The sequence below is a fragment of the Paucibacter soli genome (assembly GCF_037482845.1).
Classification (GTDB): domain Bacteria; phylum Pseudomonadota; class Gammaproteobacteria; order Burkholderiales; family Burkholderiaceae_C; genus Paucibacter_B; species Paucibacter_B soli.
Window position 1 is genome coordinate 99,503 of record NZ_JBBHJW010000004.1, and the last position, 17,526, is coordinate 117,028.

A 17,526-nucleotide genomic window follows, 5' to 3' on the forward strand; every position below is an offset into this window, starting at 1 on the left:
GCGCTCAGCGCTCGGCGCCGGGCGGAAGCTGACGCAGCGGCTCGCTGGCCTGCAGCGCCAGCGGCTGGTCGAACTGCAGGCGCAGATAGCGCGGCAGCGGCGCCATGTCGGTGGGCCGGTCAAGCGTCTTGAGGCTGGGGGGCGCTGTGACGCTGCCAGCGCGCGCTTCAGTTCACGAGGGAGAAGGTGATGAAGCCGCTACCTGCCTCGGCCAAGGTCTTGATTCCCACTGTGCCGGCACTGATCGCAATGAACTTGACGTGCCGTTGGGTTTCCTTGGCATGCTTCGCAAGCGCCAAGGCCGCAGCCATCCTGTCGCTGGCATGAGGGGCCAGGTCGTTGTACGAAAGTTCAAGGTTCGCTCCGGCACTCATGAGCGAATTCAGGAATGCGGCTTGGAGCGTGTTGCTGTGCATGTGATATCTCCATTGGGATGGGACAGCATAGTCCTGCCCCGGCAGCTTCCTCTGCTGGGGAAACTCTAGGGCTGCGGATAGCGCCTCAAGCCGTTCAGCTCCAGCACCCGCACTCCGCCATATTCCACGCTGATCAGCCCGCGTTCCTGCAGATGGCTCAAGGCCTCGTTGACACGCTGGCGCGACAGGCCGACCAATTTGGCCAGTTCCTGCTGGGTGATGCGCAGGATGCCGCCCACGCCGGGGTAGAGCTGGGGGTGGAAGAGGGCGGCGAGATTGCGTGCCACGCGCAGGTCGGGGTCGGAGATGCGGTCGATCTCGCGCGCGGCGATGAACTGGCCGAGGCGCTCGTTGAGCTGGTTCAGCACGAAGCGGTTGAAGCCTATGCTGTGCTCCAGCAGGTCGTGGAAGGTCTCGATCGGCAGGCCCGCCACCACGCTGCGGCGCAGCGGCTGGATGTTGTAGCGGTAGACCTCGCGCTTGAGCAGGGTGCCCTCGCCGAACCAGCCGCCCGGCGGCACGCCGGTGAAGGTGATGGACTGGGCGGCGGCATCGTCGTTGCTCATCTTCAGGAGGCCGTCGATCACGCCGAACCAGAAGTTGGCGGGCTTGCCGATGCGGCAGATGCGCTCGCCCACCTCGGCGTCGGCCACCTGCAGCTGGGCGACCGCGGCCTCGCGCTGCTCGGGCGCCAGCACCGCCAGCCAGGGAATGGCCGCCAGCTCGGCGGCACTGGGTGCGCGCGCGCGCTGGCGCAGGGTCAGGTGTTGCGTCTTGTTCATACCCCGTTCATCGCCGTTCAGCATGACGTGACGCTGACATGCGGTCTCAGGGAAAACTCCCCCTGTGATTTTGATCAAATGTCGTCGCAACGACAACACGGCGTCAAAGTAAAAGCCTAGGATTGCACCGCAACAAGGCATGCACCGCCTTACCTGCCCGCTGGTGGGGCGCCGTGCACCGAGGAGACACAAGGTGACCAGCACGACTTTTCCCAGGCTCTTGCTTGACCATGCGGCGCAGCGTCCGAACGACGCCGCGCTGCGCGAGAAGGAATACGGCATCTGGCAGGCGCTCAGCTGGGCGCAGCTGGCCGAGCTGGTGTGCGCGCTGGCCCATGGCCTGCACCAGGCCGGCGTGCAGCGCGGCCAGCATCTCATCGTGGTGGGCGAGAACCGTCCGCGCCTGGCGGCCAGCATGCTGGCGGCCCAGGTGCTGGGCGCGATTCCGGTGCCGCTCTACCAGGACGCGGTGGGTGCCGAGTTCGTGTTCCCCATCAACAACGCCGAGGTGGCCTTCGCGATCGTGGAGGACCAGGAGCAGGTCGACAAGCTGATCGAGATCCGCGGCCAATGCCCGCAGCTGGCCCATATCTGGTACGACGACCCGCGCGGCCTGCGCAATTACGACGAGCCCGGCGTGGCGCCGCTGGACAGCCTGATCGCCGCCGGCGCGGCCGCCGCGAAGACGCAGCCGCAGCTGTTTGGCGAGTGGGCCGAGGCCGTCAAGCCCGATGATGTGGCGGCGATGTTCTTCACCTCGGGAACCACCGGCAACCCCAAGGGCGTGGTGCACAGCCATGCCACCTTGATCGACCGCGCGCAGGCCGGCGCGCGCTTCGACAAGCTGGGCAGCCACGAGGAGGTGCTGGCCTATCTGCCGCCCGCCTGGATTGGCCAGAACATCTTCAGTTATGCCCAGTGGCTGGCCTGTGGCTACGTGGTGAACTGCCCCGAGTCGGCCAGCACCGTCTCCATCGACCTCAAGGAGATCGGGCCCACCTACTACTTCGCGCCGCCGCGCGTGTTCGAGGGCCTGCTCACCAGCGTGATGATCCGCATGGAGGATGCCGGCACCTTCAAGCGCTGGCTGTTTGCGCGCTGCATGGCGCTGGCGCAGCGCGTCGGCCCGGCGCTGATGGACGGCAAGCCGGTGGCCGCGCTCGACAAGCTGAAGTACGCGCTGGGCAATCTGTTCATCTACGGGCCGCTGCGCAACACCCTGGGCTTTTCGCGCGTGCGGGTGGCCTATACCGCGGGCGAGGCGATCGGCCCCGACCTGTTCAGCTTCTACCGCGCCATCGGCATCAACCTCAAGCAGCTCTACGGCTCCACCGAGACGGCCGTGTTCGTGTGCCTGCAGCCCGACAACGAGGCGCGTGCCGATACCGTGGGCGTGCCGATCGACGGCGTCGAGATCAAGCTGGACCAGAGCGGCGAGATCCTGGTGAAGTCGCCCGGCCTTTTGAAAGGTTATTACAAGAACGAGGCCGCCACCAACGAGGTGCTCACGCCCGAGGGCTGGTACCACACCGGCGATGCCGGCTTCATCGACGCCAGCGGCCACCTCAAGATCATCGACCGCGCCAAGGACGTGGGCCGCCTGCTGGGCGGCCCCTTTGATGGCGCCATGTTCGCGCCCAAGTATGTGGAGAACAAGCTCAAGTTCTTTGCCCACATCAAGGAGGCGGTGGCGCTGGGCGACCGGCGCGAGCGCGTCTGCGCCTTCATCAACATCGACTTCGAGGCGGTGGGCAACTGGGCCGAGCGCCGCAACCTGCCCTATGCCGGCTACACCGATCTGGCGCAAAAGCCCGAGGTCTACGAGCTGATCCGCGAATGCGTGGAGAAGGTCAATGCCGACCTGGCGCAGGACGAGCTGCTGGCCGGCAGCCAGATCACGCGCTTCCTGATACTGCACAAGGAGCTGGACGCCGACGACGGCGAGCTGACGCGCACCCGCAAGGTCAGGCGCGGCGCGATTGCCGAGAAGTACGCGGTGCTGATTGATGCGCTCTACGGCGGCAAGAGCTCGCAGTTCATCGAGACGGCGGTGAAGTTCGAGGACGGTCGCACGGGCTCGGTCTCGGCCGATTTGCGGATCATGGACACCAAAACATTCCCGGCTGTCAGGAGGGCTGCTTGATGGCCAAGAAGATTGGCGAGGTCATCCTCGAGGTCAAGAACATCTCGCTGAGCTTCGGCGGCGTGAAGGCGCTCACCGACATCAGCTTCGATGTGCGCGAGCATGAGATCCGCTCCATCATCGGCCCCAACGGCGCGGGCAAGAGCTCGATGCTCAACTGCATCAACGGCGTCTACCAGCCGCAGCAGGGGCAGATCAGCTTCAAGGGCCAGACCTTCAAGCACATGAATTCGCGCCAGGTGGCCGAGATGGGGGTGGCGCGCACCTTCCAGAACCTGGCGCTGTTCAAGGGCATGAGCGTGCTGGACAACATCATGACCGGCCGCAACCTGCACATGAAGAGCAATCTGCTGCTGCAGGCCCTGCGCTGGGGCCCGGCCGAGCGCGAGGAGATCGCGCAGCGCGAGAAGGTCGAGCGCATCATCGATTTCCTCGAGATCCAGGCCTATCGCAAGACCCCGGTGGGCCGCCTGCCCTACGGCCTGCAAAAGCGCGTGGACCTGGGCCGTGCGCTGGCCATGGAGCCCAAGGTGCTGCTGCTGGACGAACCGATGGCCGGCATGAATGTGGAGGAGAAGCAGGACATGTGCCGCTTCATCCTCGACGTGAACGACGAGTTCGGCACCACCATCGTGCTGATCGAGCACGACATGGGCGTGGTGATGGACATCTCCGACCGCGTGGTGGTGCTGGACTACGGCAAGAAGATCGGCGACGGCGAACCCGATGCGGTGCGCCAGAACGAAGACGTGATCCGTGCCTACCTCGGCACTTCACATTGAGATGGAGCAGTGATGGGATTCGTCATCGAAACAATCTTCGGCGGCCTGATGACGGGCATGCTGTATTCGCTCATCGCCTTGGGCTTTGTGCTGATCTACAAGGCCTCGGGCGTGTTCAATTTCGCCCAGGGCGCGATGGTGCTGTTCGCCGCGCTGGCGATGGCGCGCTTTGCCGAATGGATTCCGCAGTGGACCGGCATCAGCAACCCCATCGCCGCGAATGTGCTGGGCTTTGCCGCGGCCTTCGCGGTGATGATCGCGGTGGCCTGGCTGATCGAGCGGCTGGCGCTCTCCAAGCTGGTGAACCAGGAGGGCATCACGCTCTTGATGGCCACGCTGGGCATCACCTACTTTCTTGAAGGCGCGGGCCAGATGCTGTTCGGCTCGGACATCTACAAGATCGACGTGGGCATGCCCAAGGACCCGATCTTCCTGTTCGAGCAGGCCTTCCAGGGCGGCGTGCTGGTCAACAAGGAAGACCTCTATGCGGCGCTGATCGCCGCCGCCATGGTGGCGCTGCTGGCGCTGTTCTTCCAGAAGACCGCCACCGGCCGCGCGCTGCGCGCGGTGGCCGATGACCACCAGGCCGCGCAGTCGATCGGCATTCCGCTGTCCACCATCTGGGTGATCGTGTGGAGCGTGGCGGGCTTCGTGGCCCTGGTGGCCGGCATCATCTGGGGCAGCAAGCTGGGCGTGCAGTTCTCGCTCTCGCTGGTGGCGCTGAAGGCGCTGCCGGTGGTGATACTGGGCGGCCTCACCTCGGTGCCGGGCGCCATCATCGGCGGCCTCCTGATCGGGGTGGGCGAAAAGGTCTCCGAGGTCTATCTGGGCCCCATGCTGGGCGGTGGCATCGAGATCTGGTTTGCCTATGTGTTGGCGCTGATGTTCCTGCTGGTACGGCCGCAAGGGCTGTTCGGCGAGAAGATCATTGACCGCGTCTGAGGGAGTGACAGAGCATGCTTTACCGTGAGAACGGCCAGTTCAAGACCTCCTACCGGGCCGACAACCAGATCTTTCCGATCCGGCAGGACCAGATCGCCATCGGGATGATCCTGGTGCTGGCCTATGTGGTCATGCCGCTGCTGGCCTCGGAGTATTTCTTCCGCGCCATCCTGATCCCCTTTTTGATCCTGTCGCTGGCGGCTCTGGGGCTGAACGTGCTGGTGGGTTATTGCGGCCAGATCTCGCTGGGCACCGGTGCCTTCATGGCGGTGGGCGCCTATGCGGCCTACAACTTCCAGGTGCGCATCGAGGGCATGCCGCTGATCGCCGCGCTGCTGCTGGGCGGGCTGTGTTCCACCGTGGTGGGCGTGCTGTTCGGCATCCCGTCGCTGCGCATCAAGGGCCTGTACCTGGCGGTGGCCACGCTGGCCGCGCAGTTCTTCTGCGACTGGGCGTTTCTGCGCATCCAGTGGTTCACCAACGATTCGCCCTCGGGCAATGTCTCGGTCTCGAATCTGCAGGTCTTTGGTCTGGCGGTCGAATCGCCGGTGCAGAAGTATTTGTTCTGCCTGGCCCTGGTGAGCGTGTTCGCGCTGCTGACCAAGAACCTGGTGCGCTCGTCGATCGGCCGCGAGTGGATGGCGATGCGCGACATGGACGTGGCCGCCGCGGTGATAGGTATTAGGCCTGTGTATGCCAAGCTCACCGCCTTTGCCGTGAGCAGTTTCATCGTCGGCGTGGCGGGCGCGCTGTGGGGCTTTGTGCACCTGGGCTCCTGGGAGCCGGCGGCGTTCTCGATCGACCGCAGCTTCCAGCTGCTCTTCATGGTCATCATCGGCGGCCTGGGTTCGGTGATGGGCAGCTTCTTCGGCGCCGCCTTCATCATCTTCCTGCCGATCTTGCTGAATCAGGTGCCGCATTGGCTGGGCATCCCGATCGGCACCGAAACCGCCTCGCACCTGGAGCTGATGGTGTTCGGCGCCCTGATCGTGTTCTTCCTCATCAAGGAGCCGCACGGGCTGGCGCGCCTGTGGTCCACGGCCAAGGAAAAGCTGCGCCTGTGGCCCTTCCCTCATTGATTAAAACCGCACCACGAGTGCATCCAACTGGAGACGAAGCATGAGCGACAAGAGACTCAAGTCCTTTGCATTGGCGATTACCCTGGCCGCCGGGCTGGCCGGCGTGGCCGGGCAGGCGCAGGCGGCGGCCGAGCAGTTCTTCCCGGTGCTGGTCTACCGCACCGGCGCCTTTGCCCCCAATGGCACGCCCTGGGCGAATGGCTATGTCGACTACCTCAAGCTGGTGAATGCGCGTGGCGGCATGAACGGCGTGAAGATCACCTACGAGGAATGCGAAACCGGCTATGCGACCGACCGCTCGGTGGAATGCTATGAGCGCCTCAAGGGCAAGGGCGCCACGCTGTTCCAGCCGCTCTCCACCGGCGCCACCTTTGCGCTCACCGAGAAGGCCCCGGTCGACAAGATCCCGCTGGTGACCGCCGGCTATGGCCGCAGCGAGAGCGCCGACGGCAGCGTGTTCAAGTGGAACTTCCCGCTCTTGGGCACCTACTGGGTGGCCGCCGACGTGCTGCTGCAGCATGTGGTCAAGAAGGAGGGCGGCTGGGACAAGCTCAAGGGAAAGAAGTTCGCCCTGGTCTACCACGACAGCCCCTATGGCAAGGAACCGATCCCGCTGCTGCAGGAGCGCGCCAAGCTGCATGGCTTCGAGCTGCAGCTGCTGCCGGTGACCTCGCCTGGCGTCGAGCAGAAGGCCACCTGGCTGCAGGTGCGCCAGAGCCGCCCCGACTATGTGTTTCTGTGGGGCTGGGGCGTGATGAACTCCACCGCGCTGAAGGAGGCCCAGGCCACCGGCTACCCGCGCGAGAAGATGTTCGGCGTGTGGTGGGCCGGTGCCGAGCCCGATGTCAAGGACGTCGGCGATGGCGCCAAGGGCTATAGCGCCGTCACCATCCAGCATGGCGCCGAGCCCAACTCCAAGGTGGTGCAGGATGTGCTGAAGGAGCTGCATGCCAAGGGCCAGGGCACGGGCCCCAAGGAAGAGGTGGGTCAGGTGCTCTATATGCGCGGCATGTTGTCGGCGATGCTGGGCGTGGAGGGCGTCAAGCGTGCGCAGGAGCGCTTCGGCAAGGGCAAGGTCATGAGCGGCGAGCAGACCCGCTGGGGCCTGGAGAACCTGGCGCTGGACCAGAAGAAGCTCGACGCGCTGGGCTTTGCCGGCGTGATGCGCCCGGTCTCGACCTCCTGCGTCGACCACATGGGCTCCAGCTGGGCGCGCGTGCATACCTGGGACGGCAAGGCCTGGAAGTTCGCCTCCGACTGGTACCAGGCCGACGAGCAGATCATCAAGCCGATGGTGAAGAGCACGGCCGACAAGTACGCGGCCGAGAAGAAGCTCGAACGCCGCACGCCGGCTGACTGTCAGTCCTGACGGACTGACAGTCCCCGGCGCGGCAGGCAGAGCCTGCCGCCGGTGACCCTGGGGCTCCCACCCCCATCCCCGCCCTCCGAGAGGGCGGGGCGTCCTAACGAGGCAAGTCATGAGTAATGTGCTTCTGAACGTCAACGGCATCGAGGTCATCTACAACCATGTGATCCTGGTGCTCAAGGGCGTGTCCCTGCAGGTGCAGGAGGGCAGCGTGGTGGCCCTCCTGGGCGGCAACGGCGCGGGCAAGACCACCACGCTGCGCGCCGTCTCCAATCTGCTGGCGGGTGAGCGCGGCGAGGTCACCAAGGGTTCCATCGAGCTGCGCGGCGAGCGCATCGAGAAGCTCTCCACCGCCGAGATGGTGAACCGCGGCGTGATCCAGGTGATGGAGGGGCGGCATTGCTTTGCTCACCTCAGCATCGAGGAGAATCTGATGACCGGCGCCTACACGCGCGGCGACGGCAAGGCCGCGGTGGCGGCCACGCTGGAGAAGGTCTACAACTACTTCCCGCGCCTGAAGACGCGGCGTAGCTCGCAGGCCGCCTACACCTCGGGTGGCGAGCAGCAGATGTGCGCGATCGGCCGCGCGCTGATGGCCAACCCCAAGATGGTCTTGCTGGACGAGCCCTCGATGGGCCTGGCGCCGCAGATCGTCGAGGAGGTGTTTGAGATCGTCAAGGACCTGAACGCCAAGGAGGGCACCACCTTCCTGCTCGCCGAGCAGAACACCAATATGGCGCTGCGCTATGCCGACTACGGCTACATCCTGGAGAACGGCCGCGTCGTCATGGATGGCGAGGCCAAGGCCTTGCGCGAGAACGAGGACGTCAAGGAGTTCTATCTCGGCATGGGCGGCGGCGACCGCAAGAGTTTCAAGGACGTGAAGAGCTACAAGCGCCGCAAACGCTGGTTGGCCTAAGGAAGGTGCACGGCCATGTCGGACGAATTCTTCGCCCCACCCCCCTTCAATCCCGAGCAGGCCCTCTTGCAGTTGAAGCGCCATCTGCGCGACCAGCGCCCGCTGGCCGAGCGCGGCAACAGCTTCACCCTGCAGGGGCAGCCGGTGATCGAGCTGGCGGCTGATGCCGAGCATCTGAATGTGCGCCTGGCCAAGAAGCCGGCGCGTGCGCCCGAATGGGAGCTGCGCGCCTGCCGCAACAGCGCCGACGTGCGCGCCCTGCAAGAAGAGATCAAGCGGCGCCTGGCGCGCTGGACGGACGAGACATGAGCCACACCTTCCACGATGCCCTGGAAACCCGCGACCCGGCCGAGCGCGAGGCCGCGCTGCTGGCGGCGCTGCCGCGGCAGATCGCTCATGCGCAGCGGCAGGCGCCGGCATTCGCCGAGTTGCTGGCGGGGGTGGACGCCGCCAGCATCGCCAGCCGCGCCGCCCTGGCGCGCCTGCCGGTGACGCGCAAGCATGAGCTGCTGGAGCGCCAACAGGCCCGGCGCGCCAGCGATCCCTTCGGCGGCTACTCGACCATCGGCTGGGCCGGCTGCGTGCGTGCCGGCGGCGCCAAGCGGGTGTTCCAGTCGCCCGGCACGATTTACGAGCCCGAGGGCCATGCCCCCGACTATTGGCGGGTGGCGCGTGCCATCCATGCGGCCGGATTCCGCCCCGGCGAGCTGGTGCACAACAGCTTCAGCTACCACCTCACGCCGGCCGGCTCGATGATGGAAACCGGCGCCCATGCGCTGGGCTGCACGGTGTTTCCTGGCGGCGTGGGCAATACCGAGATGCAGCTGCAGGCGGTGGCCGAGCTGCGCCCGCAGGGCTATATCGGCACGCCCAGCTTTCTGAAGATCCTGCTCGACAAGGCGGCGGAGCAGGGCCAGCGCCTTTCATTTGCCAAGGCGCTGCTGAGCGGCGAGGCCTTCCCACCCTCGCTGCGCGACTGGCTCGCCGAGCGCGGCGTGCAGGGCTATCAATGCTATGCCACCGCCGACATCGGCCTGATCGCCTACGAGACCGCGGCGCGCGAGGGCCTGGTGCTGGACGAGGGCGTGATCGTCGAGATCGTGCGCCCCGGCACCGGCGACCCGGTGGTCGAGGGCGAGGTGGGCGAGCTGGTGGTCACCACCCTCAACCCCGACTACCCGCTGGTGCGTTTCGGCACCGGCGACCTCTCGGCGGTGCTGCCGGGCCGCTGCCCCACCGGCCGCAGCAATCAACGCATCAAGGGCTGGATGGGCCGGGCCGACCAGAGCGCCAAGGTGCGCGGCATGTTTGTGCATGCCTCGCAACTGGGCGAGCTGCTCAAGCGCTTTCCCGAGCTGGGGCGTGCCCGCCTGGTGGTGGAGGGCGAGATGGCCAGCGACCGCATGAGCCTGCTGCTGGAGCTGGCCGGTGCGCCCGAGGCGGTGCCCGAGGGCCTGGCCGAGCGCGTGGCCGGCGCGGTGCGCGACATCACCAAGCTGCGCGCCGAGCTTCGCTTCGTGGCGCCCGGCAGCCTGCCCAATGATGGGCGCGTGATCGAGGATGCGCGCAAGTACGAGTAAGGCCTCTCAGCCGCGACCCTGACGCTCGCGATCCTCGCGCGTCAGGATGAAGGCCTGCACCAGGCCGCCCAGGCGCAGCGACTGATCCTTCAGCGATTCCGCCGCGGCGGCCGATTCTTCCACCAGCGCGGCGTTCTGCTGCGTCATCTGGTCCAGCTGGGCCACCGCCTGGTTCACGCGCGTCAGGCCCTGGCTCTGTTCGCCGGAAGAGGCGGTGACCTCGCCGATGATGTCGGCCACGCGCTGCACGCTGCTGACAATCTCCTGCATGGTGCTGCCGGCGTCGCCCACCAGGCGTGCGCCGGCGTCGACGTTCTCCAGGCTGTGGCCGATCAGGGTCTTGATCTCCTTGGCCGCCTCGGCCGAGCGCTGCGCCAGCGAGCGCACCTCGCTGGCCACCACCGCGAAGCCGCGGCCCTGCTCGCCGGCGCGCGCCGCCTCCACCGCGGCATTCAGCGCCAGGATATTGGTCTGGAAGGCAATGCCGTCGATCACGCCGATGATGTCGCCGATCTTGCGCGCGCTGTGGCTGATGCCATCCATGGTGCTGACCACCTCGCCCACCACCTGGCCGCCGCGCGTGGCCACCTGGGCGGCCGAATGCGCGAGCTGGTTGGCCTGGGCGGCCGAGTCGGCCGACTGGCGCACCGTGCCGGTCAGCTGCTCCATCTGCGAGGCCGAGGTCTGCAGGCTGCTGGCGGTCTGCTCGGTGCGCTGCGACAGATCCAGATTGCCACTGGCCACCTCCTGGCTGGCGGTCTGGATCGATTCCGCGCTGTGGCGGATCTCGCCCACCAGCTCGCGCAGCTTGTCCTGCATCGCGGCCAGGCCGGCCAGCAGCTGGCCCAACTCGTCGTCCGATTCGGGTACGAAGCTGGACGACAGATCGCCCTGGGCGATGCGCTCGGCCACCACGATGGCGCGGTCCACCGGGCGCTTGATGCTGCGCGTGATGCGCCAGGCCAGCAGGGCACCCAGCGCGAGCGCGACCAGGCTGAGCACGCCGAGCACCCAAATGGCCCGGCTGGCAGCCGCCGCAACCTCCAGGCTGGCGTCTTGGCTCAGGCGTTCCTGTGCCTCGATCACTTCACTCACGCCGCGCCGCCACTGGCTTTCCACCGGCTTGACGGCCTGGGTCAGGGTTATGGTGGCCTCGACGTTGGAACCATCCGCGCCTTCCTTGGCCGCACGCAGCAGCAAGGGGATGGTTTTCTGGGCGCCATCCAGCACGGCCTTCATCAAGGTCTGCTCATCGGCGCTGCCATGCCGGGCCATCAGTTCCGCCAGCTTCTGCTCGTGCCCCTTGTAGCGTTCGAGCGCGGCGTTCAGCACCTTGACCTCGGCGTCGATTTCCTTGACCTCGGTGAGCAGGGTCACCGAGCGGGCCTGGATGGCCATCTCGTTGATGGCGTGCAGCATGCTGTTGGCCTGGGCACTCTTGGCATTGTTGATCTGCACCAGCTGTTCGACCCTGGCGCCTACCGAGCGCATCTGCGTTGCCGCGAGCAGCGCCAGCAGCAGCAGCAGGGCCAGCACGGCCCCAAAGCTCAAGCCCAGCCTGCGGCCTACCGACATCTTCAACCTGTGCATGCCCATGTCTCATCACCCCAGCCGATGTTTTGTGGATTGCATCCGGACGGACGCTTATCCAAGGTCTTATCGGCAGGGCGGGCGGGAAGTTGAGCTTACGTAGTTTCCGTAACATCAGTCCCGGTGGGCGGGCCTAGCATGCGGCATCACCCCATCCTTCGACGAGGCAATATGAACAAGCTGCTGCTCGCCTGCCTGATGGCCCTGGGCGCCACCGCTGCCTGGGCCGACTATCCGGAAAAGCCCATCACCATCGTCGTGCCCTTCGCTGCCGGCGGCCCCACCGACAAGGTGGCACGTGATCTGGCCGAGGCCCTGCGCAAGCCCCTGGCCGCCACCCTGGTGATTGAAAACGTGGGCGGCGCCGGCGGCACCCTGGGGGCGACCAAGGTGGCCAAGGCGGCGCCGGATGGCTACACCATCCTCTTGCACCATATCGGCATGTCGACCTCGCCGGCCCTGTACCGCAATATGCAGTACAAGACCCTGGAAGATTTCGAATACCTGGGCATGGTCAACGAAGTGCCTATGACCCTGATCGCCAGGCCGAGCATGGCGGCGAGCAGCTACGCCGAGCTGAGCAAGTGGATCGCGGCCAACCAGGGCAAGATCAATCTCGCCAATGCCGGCCTGGGCTCGGCCTCGCATCTGTGCGGGCTGCTGTTCCAGAGCACCCTCAAGGTGGACATGACCACCGTGCCCTACAAGGGCACCGGCCCGGCCATGACCGACCTGATCGGCGGCCAGGTGGACCTGATGTGCGACCAGACCACCAACACCACGAGCCAGATCGAAAGCGGCAAGGTCAAGGCCTATGCGGTCACCACCAGCAAGCGCCTCAGCGCGCCCGCATTGGCCAAGCTGCCGACGCTGGACGAGGTGGGCCTGAAGGGCTTCAACGTCTCGATCTGGCATGGCGTCTATGCGCCCAAGGGCACGCCCAAACCGGTGCTGGACAAGCTCAATAACGCCTTGAAGATCGCCCTCAAGGACGCCGATTTCCACAAGCGCCAGGAAGCCCTGGGCGCGGTGATCGTCAACGACGCCCGCAACAACCCGGCCGATCACAAAAAGTTCGTCGAGGCCGAGATCAACAAATGGGGCCCGGTCATCAAGGCGGCGGGGCAGTACGCCGACTAGGGACAGGCAAGCCGCCTGCGCGGCTTGACTCGCCCTAGGAGGGGCCCGACCAGTCGCCTGCATGCGACTGGTCCTTCGCCAGCCCTGAAGCAGCCTGCTGCTTCAGGCGCGGGCTCAGAGCTCTGCGAGGGCGCGGCCTGCAAGGCGTTTGATGCTGGCTCAGCCCGCCAACTCCACCACCACAAACTGCTTGCGCACCGGCGTCACGACCTCGAACTCACCCTCGAAGCCTGGCGGTATCACCGCACCCTGGCCGGCCCGCACGTCCTGCACCTGGCCAGCGGGTCCATGCAGGCGCGCATGGCCTTCGAGTACGAAGAAGTACTCCTGCTCGGTGGCCGGGAAGGCGATGCGCCAGCGGCCCGGCTCGCATTCCCACACGCCCGCGCTCACCGGGCCGCTCTCGTGCAGCAGCCAGGTCTTGCGCCAGGGCGCGCCGACCACGCGGCGCTCCTCGCGCGGCTGGTCCAGGCTGGGGGTGAGGGCGGCGGTGTCGTCAATCAGCACGATCTTGGGCATGGCGTCTCAACCCTCGGCACGGCACACCAGCGCCAGCTTGTTGCCGTCCAGGTCGCGAAAGTAGGCGGCGTAGAAGTTGGGGGCGTATTGCTCGCGCAGGCCGGGGGCGCCCTCATCGCGCCCACCCTGGGCCAGGGCGGCGGCGTGTACCGCGTCCACCTGGGCGCGGCTGGCGGCCTCCAGGGCCAGCATGCTGCCATTGCCCACCGTGGCGTCCAGGCCGTTGTAGGGCTTGCAGATCCACAGCTGGGTCTTGGCATCGGGCGCGTCGGGGCCATAACCCACAAAATCGTCGTCCGCATAGCTGGCTTTCAGGCCCAGGGGTTGCAACACGGCGTCGTAAAAGGTCTTGGCAGCCTGGCGGTTGTTGCTGCCAAGGGTGGCGTAGCTGATCATGGTGCGGCTCTCCTTATTGCTTGATGCGCATCGGGATGGTGACAGGTCCGTCGTTGACGAGGCTTACTTGCATGTCTGCCCCGAACTCTCCGCCTTGTACCAAGCCATGCCGGGCGCGGGCAAAAGTCAGGCAATGCTCGTAGAGCTTGCGCCCGAGTTCGGGTCCGGCCGCGCCACTGAAGCTGGGTCGGTTGCCGCCGGACAGGTCGGCCGCCAGGGTGAACTGCGACACGATCAGGAGGCCGCCGTCAACATCCTGCAGGCTCAGGTTCATCTTGCCGGCCGCGTCGCTGAAGATGCGCAGCTTGAGCAGCTTGGCGATGAGCTTCTCGGCCTGCGCCTCGCCGTCGCCCGGCTCGGCACAGACCAGCAGCAGTAGGCCGGGGCCGATCTCGCCCACGGTCTGGCCGGCCACCTCCACCTTGGCGTGCTTCACGCGCTGAATCAGTCCAATCACAGCAAGTCTTTCGGATCGTCAAAGTGCGCTTCCACATCCATGGGCAGCAGCTGGATGGTGGCACGCAGGCCGGGCACGGCGCTCATCAGCGCCTGCTCGACCGAGGCGCGCACCGCGGCGGCGCGCCCCAGGCTCCAGGCCGCGGGCATGTGCATATGCAGATCGACGAAGCGGCGCTGGCCGGCGCAGCGCGTGGCGATATGGTCGAAGCGTATGGTTTGGTGGGCGAAGTCATCCAGCACCTGCTGGATGGCGGCGCGCGACGCGGCGTCCAGCGCCTGGTCCATCAGGCCGTCGGCCGATTTCCAGATCAGCAGCGCACCCTCGCGCATGATGTTGAGCGCCACCATCACGGCCAGCAGCGGGTCCAGCCAGAGCCAGCCGGTGGCCATCACGCCCAGCAGGCCGGCGACCACGCCGGCCGAGGTCCAGACGTCGGTGAAGAGATGGCGCGCGTCGGCCTCCAGTGCCATCGAGCGGTGCTCGCGCGCCTTGCGCAGCATCGCCCAGGCCAGGCCACCGTTGAGCGCCGAACTCAGCACGGAGAGGGCAATGCCCAAGCCGAGTGCCTGCACCGGTTGCGGGTCCAACAGCCGGTGCACGGCGGCCCAGATGATGCCGGCGGCGGCGGCAAAGATCAGCACGCCCTCGAAGCCACTGGAGAAGTACTCGGCCTTGTGATGGCCGAAGGGGTGGTCTTCGTCGGGCGGGCGCTGCGCCACCGTCACCATCGCGAGAGCGAAGATCGCACCGGCCAGATTGACCAGTGATTCCATCGCGTCGGACAAGAGGCTGACCGAATCGGTCCACCACCAGGCGCCGGTCTTGAGCGCGATGGTCACCAGGGCCACGCCCACCGAGATGCGCAGATAGGAGCTGACTTGCATGGCTGTCATTGTCGCCGCGGCCGTGGCCGGGAAGGGCCGATGCAGGAGGGGGCGGGTCCTACAATCTCCGGCAGCCCGAACTCCTCTTGATCCAGCGCAGCACCATGAACCAAGAAGCACAGCACCAGACGGACGTCTCCCACATCGCCCCGCGCGAGAAGGCCGAGATCCTCTCGCAGGCCCTGCCCTATATCCGCAAATACCATGGCAAGACCATCGTCATCAAATACGGCGGCAACGCGATGACCGACCCGGCGCTGCAGCAGGACTTTGCCGAGGACGTGGTGCTGCTCAAGCTGGTGGGCCTGAACCCGGTGGTGGTGCATGGCGGCGGCCCGCAGATCGAGGGCGCGCTGAGCCGCCTGGGCAAGAAGGGCCAGTTCATCCAGGGCATGCGCGTCACCGACGAGGAGACCATGGAAGTGGTCGAGTGGGTGCTGGCCGGCCAGGTGCAGCAGGACATCGTGGGCCTAATCAATGTGGCCGGCGGCAAGGCCGTGGGCTTGACCGGCCGCGACGGCGGCATGATACGAGCCAGGAAGCTCAAGATGGTGGACAAGGACGACCCCGCCAAGGAGCACGATGTGGGCCAGGTGGGCGATATCGTCAGCATCGACCCCAGCGTGGTGAAGGCCCTGCAGGATGACCAGTTCATTCCGGTGATCAGCCCGATCGGCTTTGGCGAGCACAACGAGAGCTACAACATCAATGCCGATGTGGTGGCCGGCAAGCTGGCCGAGGTGCTGAGGGCCGAGAAGCTGGTGCTCCTGACCAACACCCCCGGCGTGCTGGACAAGGCCGGAAACCTGCTCACCGACCTGTCGGCGCGCGAGATCGACGGCCTGTTCGCCGACGGCACGCTTTCCGGCGGCATGCTGCCCAAGATCGCCTCGGCGCTGGACGCGGCCAGGAGCGGCGTGAACGCGGTGCACATCATCGACGGCCGCGTGCCGCATGCGATGCTGCTGGAGATTCTGTCGGACCAAGCCTACGGCACCATGATTAGGTCGCACTGAGACCGGAGGCAGCTGCCCCCGGGGCAAACCCCAGTGGGGCAGGGGCCACGTTCCTCCAAGCGTGGGATTGCGGGCGCCCTGGTGGCTGCCAGAATGGGGTTCCATCACGTGGCGACCCTCGCATGTCATTGTTCAGTGTTCTGATCGTTGAAGACCAGCTCAGGTTCCGAGAGGCTTTCGCGCATGCGCTCGAGAAGGCGCCGGATATACGCCTGCTGGGCATTGCCACCGACCTGCCGCAGGGGCGCAAGCTGTTCGACCAAACGCGGCCCGATGTGCTGTTGGTCGACCTGGACCTGCCCGGCGGCAGCGGCATCGAGCTGATACGCCATGCCGCCCACACCATGCCCGAGTGCGAGGTGATGGTGATCTCGGTGTTCGGCGACGAGCAGCATGTGCTCTCCAGCATCGAGGCCGGCGCCACCGGCTATTTGCTCAAGGACAGCCTGGCGCTGGACCTGCCGGGCCAGTTGCGCTCCCTGCGCGCTGGCGGCAGCCCGATCAGCCCGGTGATCGCGCGCCGCCTGCTGATGCGGCTGGCGCCGAGCCACGCCGGCCATGGCGCCGCGCCCGATACCGGCAGCCTGCCGCTGGACGATGAGACCGTGGTGGCGCTGTCCGAGCAGGAATCGCGCGTGCTGCACCTGGCCGCCAAGGGTTTTACCTTCGACGAGATAGCGCAGTTCATGAGCGTCTCGCCGCACACCATCATGACCTATGTGAAGCGCACCTACCGCAAGCTGCAGGTGCGCTCCAAGGTCGAGGCGATCTACGAGGCGCGCCGCCTGGGCTGGCTGAGGGATTGAAGGCGAGCTCGGGCGCTATGCCAGAATCGGCGCACTCAACCCGCGCCAGCGCACCGATGCACGCCACCCCCGACGACCTGAGCGACGCCGAATCCGCGCCTGCTGCCTCCGGCAGCGCGCCGCGCAAGCGCCCGCGCCCGGGCGAGCGCCGCGTGCAGATTCTGCAGGTGCTGGCCGGCATGCTGGAGCAGCCCGGCGCCGAGCGCGTCACCACCGCGGCGCTGGCGGCCAAGCTGGAGGTGAGCGAGGCGGCGCTGTACCGGCATTTCGCCAGCAAGGCGCAGATGTTCGAGGGCCTGATCGAATTCATCGAGACCAGCATCTTCAGCCTGGTGAACCAGATCACCGAGCGCGAGGGGTCAGGTCTTGCGCAGGCGCAGAAGATCGTCTCGGTGCTCTTGCAGTTCGGCGAGCGCAATCCCGGCATGACGCGGGTGATGGTGGGCGACGCGCTGGTGACCGAGAACGAGCGCTTGGTGGCGCGCATGAACCAGTTCTTCGACCGCATCGAATCCTCGCTGCGCCAATGCCTGCGCAATGCGGCCGAGGCGAACGGCTCGGCCACGCCCACGGTGGACGCGAACGCCCAGGCCTCGGTGCTGGTGAGCTTCGTGATCGGCCGCCTGCAGCGCTATGCGCGCTCGGGCTTCAAGCGCGCACCCACCGAACAGCTGGAAGCCGCGCTGCGCATGCTGCGCTGAGCGGA

At 66.5% G+C, this 17,526-nt stretch carries 19 protein-coding genes; 12 read left to right on the plus strand and 7 right to left on the minus strand.

All coding sequences use genetic code 11. The features are described from left to right. Positions 1–167 precede the first annotated feature (167 nt). Both WG898_RS10300 and WG898_RS10305 read right to left on the minus strand, forming a co-directional pair. Positions 168–416, minus strand: coding sequence for a hypothetical protein (locus WG898_RS10300; protein ID WP_339602696.1), 249 nt, complete (start codon positions 414–416; stop codon positions 168–170). Between the two features lie 65 nt (positions 417–481). Continuing rightward, positions 482–1,198 (minus strand): Crp/Fnr family transcriptional regulator, encoded by a 717-nt coding sequence (locus WG898_RS10305; protein WP_339602697.1) that lies wholly within the window; start codon positions 1,196–1,198, stop codon positions 482–484. A gap of 193 nt (positions 1,199–1,391) precedes the next feature. On the opposite strand from WG898_RS10305, the gene WG898_RS10310 reads away from it, so the two are divergent. The 8 genes from WG898_RS10310 (at position 1,392) to WG898_RS10345 (ending at position 10,009) form a co-directional block, all read left to right on the plus strand. Next, the gene (locus WG898_RS10310) at positions 1,392–3,341 is read left to right on the plus strand and encodes an AMP-dependent synthetase/ligase (RefSeq protein WP_339602698.1); all 1,950 of its coding nucleotides are present in this window, start codon (positions 1,392–1,394) and stop codon (positions 3,339–3,341) included. After that, positions 3,338–4,123, plus strand: coding sequence for an ABC transporter ATP-binding protein (locus tag WG898_RS10315; protein WP_339602699.1), 786 nt, complete (start codon positions 3,338–3,340; stop codon positions 4,121–4,123). The genes WG898_RS10310 and WG898_RS10315 overlap by 4 nt, the downstream gene beginning before the upstream one ends. 12 nt (positions 4,124–4,135) lie before the next feature. Further along, positions 4,136–5,065 (plus strand): branched-chain amino acid ABC transporter permease, encoded by a 930-nt coding sequence (locus WG898_RS10320; protein ID WP_339602700.1) that lies wholly within the window; start codon positions 4,136–4,138, stop codon positions 5,063–5,065. A gap of 14 nt (positions 5,066–5,079) precedes the next feature. Continuing rightward, the gene (locus WG898_RS10325; RefSeq protein ID WP_339602701.1) at positions 5,080–6,144 is read left to right on the plus strand and encodes a branched-chain amino acid ABC transporter permease; all 1,065 of its coding nucleotides are present in this window, start codon (positions 5,080–5,082) and stop codon (positions 6,142–6,144) included. A 40-nt stretch (positions 6,145–6,184) separates the two neighbouring features. Next, positions 6,185–7,513 (plus strand): ABC transporter substrate-binding protein, encoded by a 1,329-nt coding sequence (locus WG898_RS10330; protein WP_339602702.1) that lies wholly within the window; start codon positions 6,185–6,187, stop codon positions 7,511–7,513. Positions 7,514–7,622: 109 nt separating this feature from the next. Next, positions 7,623–8,429, plus strand: a complete 807-nt coding sequence (locus tag WG898_RS10335; protein WP_339602703.1) for an ABC transporter ATP-binding protein — start codon at positions 7,623–7,625, stop codon at positions 8,427–8,429. A gap of 15 nt (positions 8,430–8,444) precedes the next feature. Then, a complete protein-coding gene (locus WG898_RS10340) occupies positions 8,445–8,738 on the plus strand; it encodes a hypothetical protein (protein WP_339602704.1) in 294 nt (97 codons plus the stop codon). After that, complete coding sequence (locus tag WG898_RS10345) at positions 8,735–10,009, plus strand: phenylacetate--CoA ligase family protein (RefSeq protein ID WP_339602705.1); 1,275 nt, start codon at positions 8,735–8,737, stop codon at positions 10,007–10,009. The genes WG898_RS10340 and WG898_RS10345 overlap by 4 nt, the downstream gene beginning before the upstream one ends. Before the next feature lie 6 nt (positions 10,010–10,015). Here the strand turns inward: WG898_RS10345 and WG898_RS10350 are convergent, their stop codons facing one another. Continuing rightward, entirely contained in the window at positions 10,016–11,599 is a 1,584-nt protein-coding gene (locus WG898_RS10350) for a methyl-accepting chemotaxis protein (RefSeq protein WP_339602706.1), read from the minus strand. Between the two features lie 171 nt (positions 11,600–11,770). Here WG898_RS10350 and WG898_RS10355 point away from each other — a divergent pair, with 171 nt between their 5' ends. Beyond that, complete coding sequence (locus WG898_RS10355; protein ID WP_339602707.1) at positions 11,771–12,739, plus strand: tripartite tricarboxylate transporter substrate-binding protein; 969 nt, start codon at positions 11,771–11,773, stop codon at positions 12,737–12,739. Positions 12,740–12,898: 159 nt separating this feature from the next. On the opposite strand, the gene WG898_RS10360 is transcribed toward WG898_RS10355, so the two are convergent. From WG898_RS10360 to WG898_RS10375, 4 genes are read right to left on the minus strand one after another with little or no spacing between them, the layout of a single operon-like run. After that, a complete protein-coding gene (locus tag WG898_RS10360) occupies positions 12,899–13,258 on the minus strand; it encodes a cupin domain-containing protein (protein WP_339602708.1) in 360 nt (119 codons plus the stop codon). 6 nt (positions 13,259–13,264) lie between these two features. Beyond that, positions 13,265–13,654 carry a VOC family protein gene (locus WG898_RS10365; protein WP_339602709.1) on the minus strand — a complete coding sequence of 130 codons (390 nt, stop codon included), beginning with the start codon at positions 13,652–13,654 and terminating at the stop codon, positions 13,265–13,267. Between the two features lie 13 nt (positions 13,655–13,667). Then, on the minus strand, positions 13,668–14,111 hold the full coding sequence (gene dtd / locus WG898_RS10370) for a D-aminoacyl-tRNA deacylase (RefSeq protein WP_339602710.1): 444 nt from the start codon (positions 14,109–14,111) through the stop codon (positions 13,668–13,670). Continuing rightward, the gene (locus tag WG898_RS10375) at positions 14,108–14,998 is read right to left on the minus strand and encodes a cation diffusion facilitator family transporter (RefSeq protein ID WP_339602711.1); all 891 of its coding nucleotides are present in this window, start codon (positions 14,996–14,998) and stop codon (positions 14,108–14,110) included. The genes dtd and WG898_RS10375 overlap by 4 nt, the downstream gene beginning before the upstream one ends. A gap of 104 nt (positions 14,999–15,102) precedes the next feature. Between WG898_RS10375 and argB the strand changes: the two genes are divergently transcribed. From argB to slmA, 3 genes are all read left to right on the plus strand, one after another. Next, a complete protein-coding gene (argB, locus tag WG898_RS10380) occupies positions 15,103–16,014 on the plus strand; it encodes an acetylglutamate kinase (RefSeq protein WP_339602712.1) in 912 nt (303 codons plus the stop codon). Between the two features lie 122 nt (positions 16,015–16,136). Further along, positions 16,137–16,820, plus strand: a complete 684-nt coding sequence (locus WG898_RS10385; RefSeq protein ID WP_339602713.1) for a response regulator — start codon at positions 16,137–16,139, stop codon at positions 16,818–16,820. 56 nt (positions 16,821–16,876) lie between these two features. Then, positions 16,877–17,521: a nucleoid occlusion factor SlmA gene (gene slmA / locus WG898_RS10390; protein WP_339602714.1), complete on the plus strand. Its 645-nt coding sequence runs from the start codon at positions 16,877–16,879 to the stop codon at positions 17,519–17,521. The last annotated feature ends 5 nt before the right edge of the window (positions 17,522–17,526 follow it).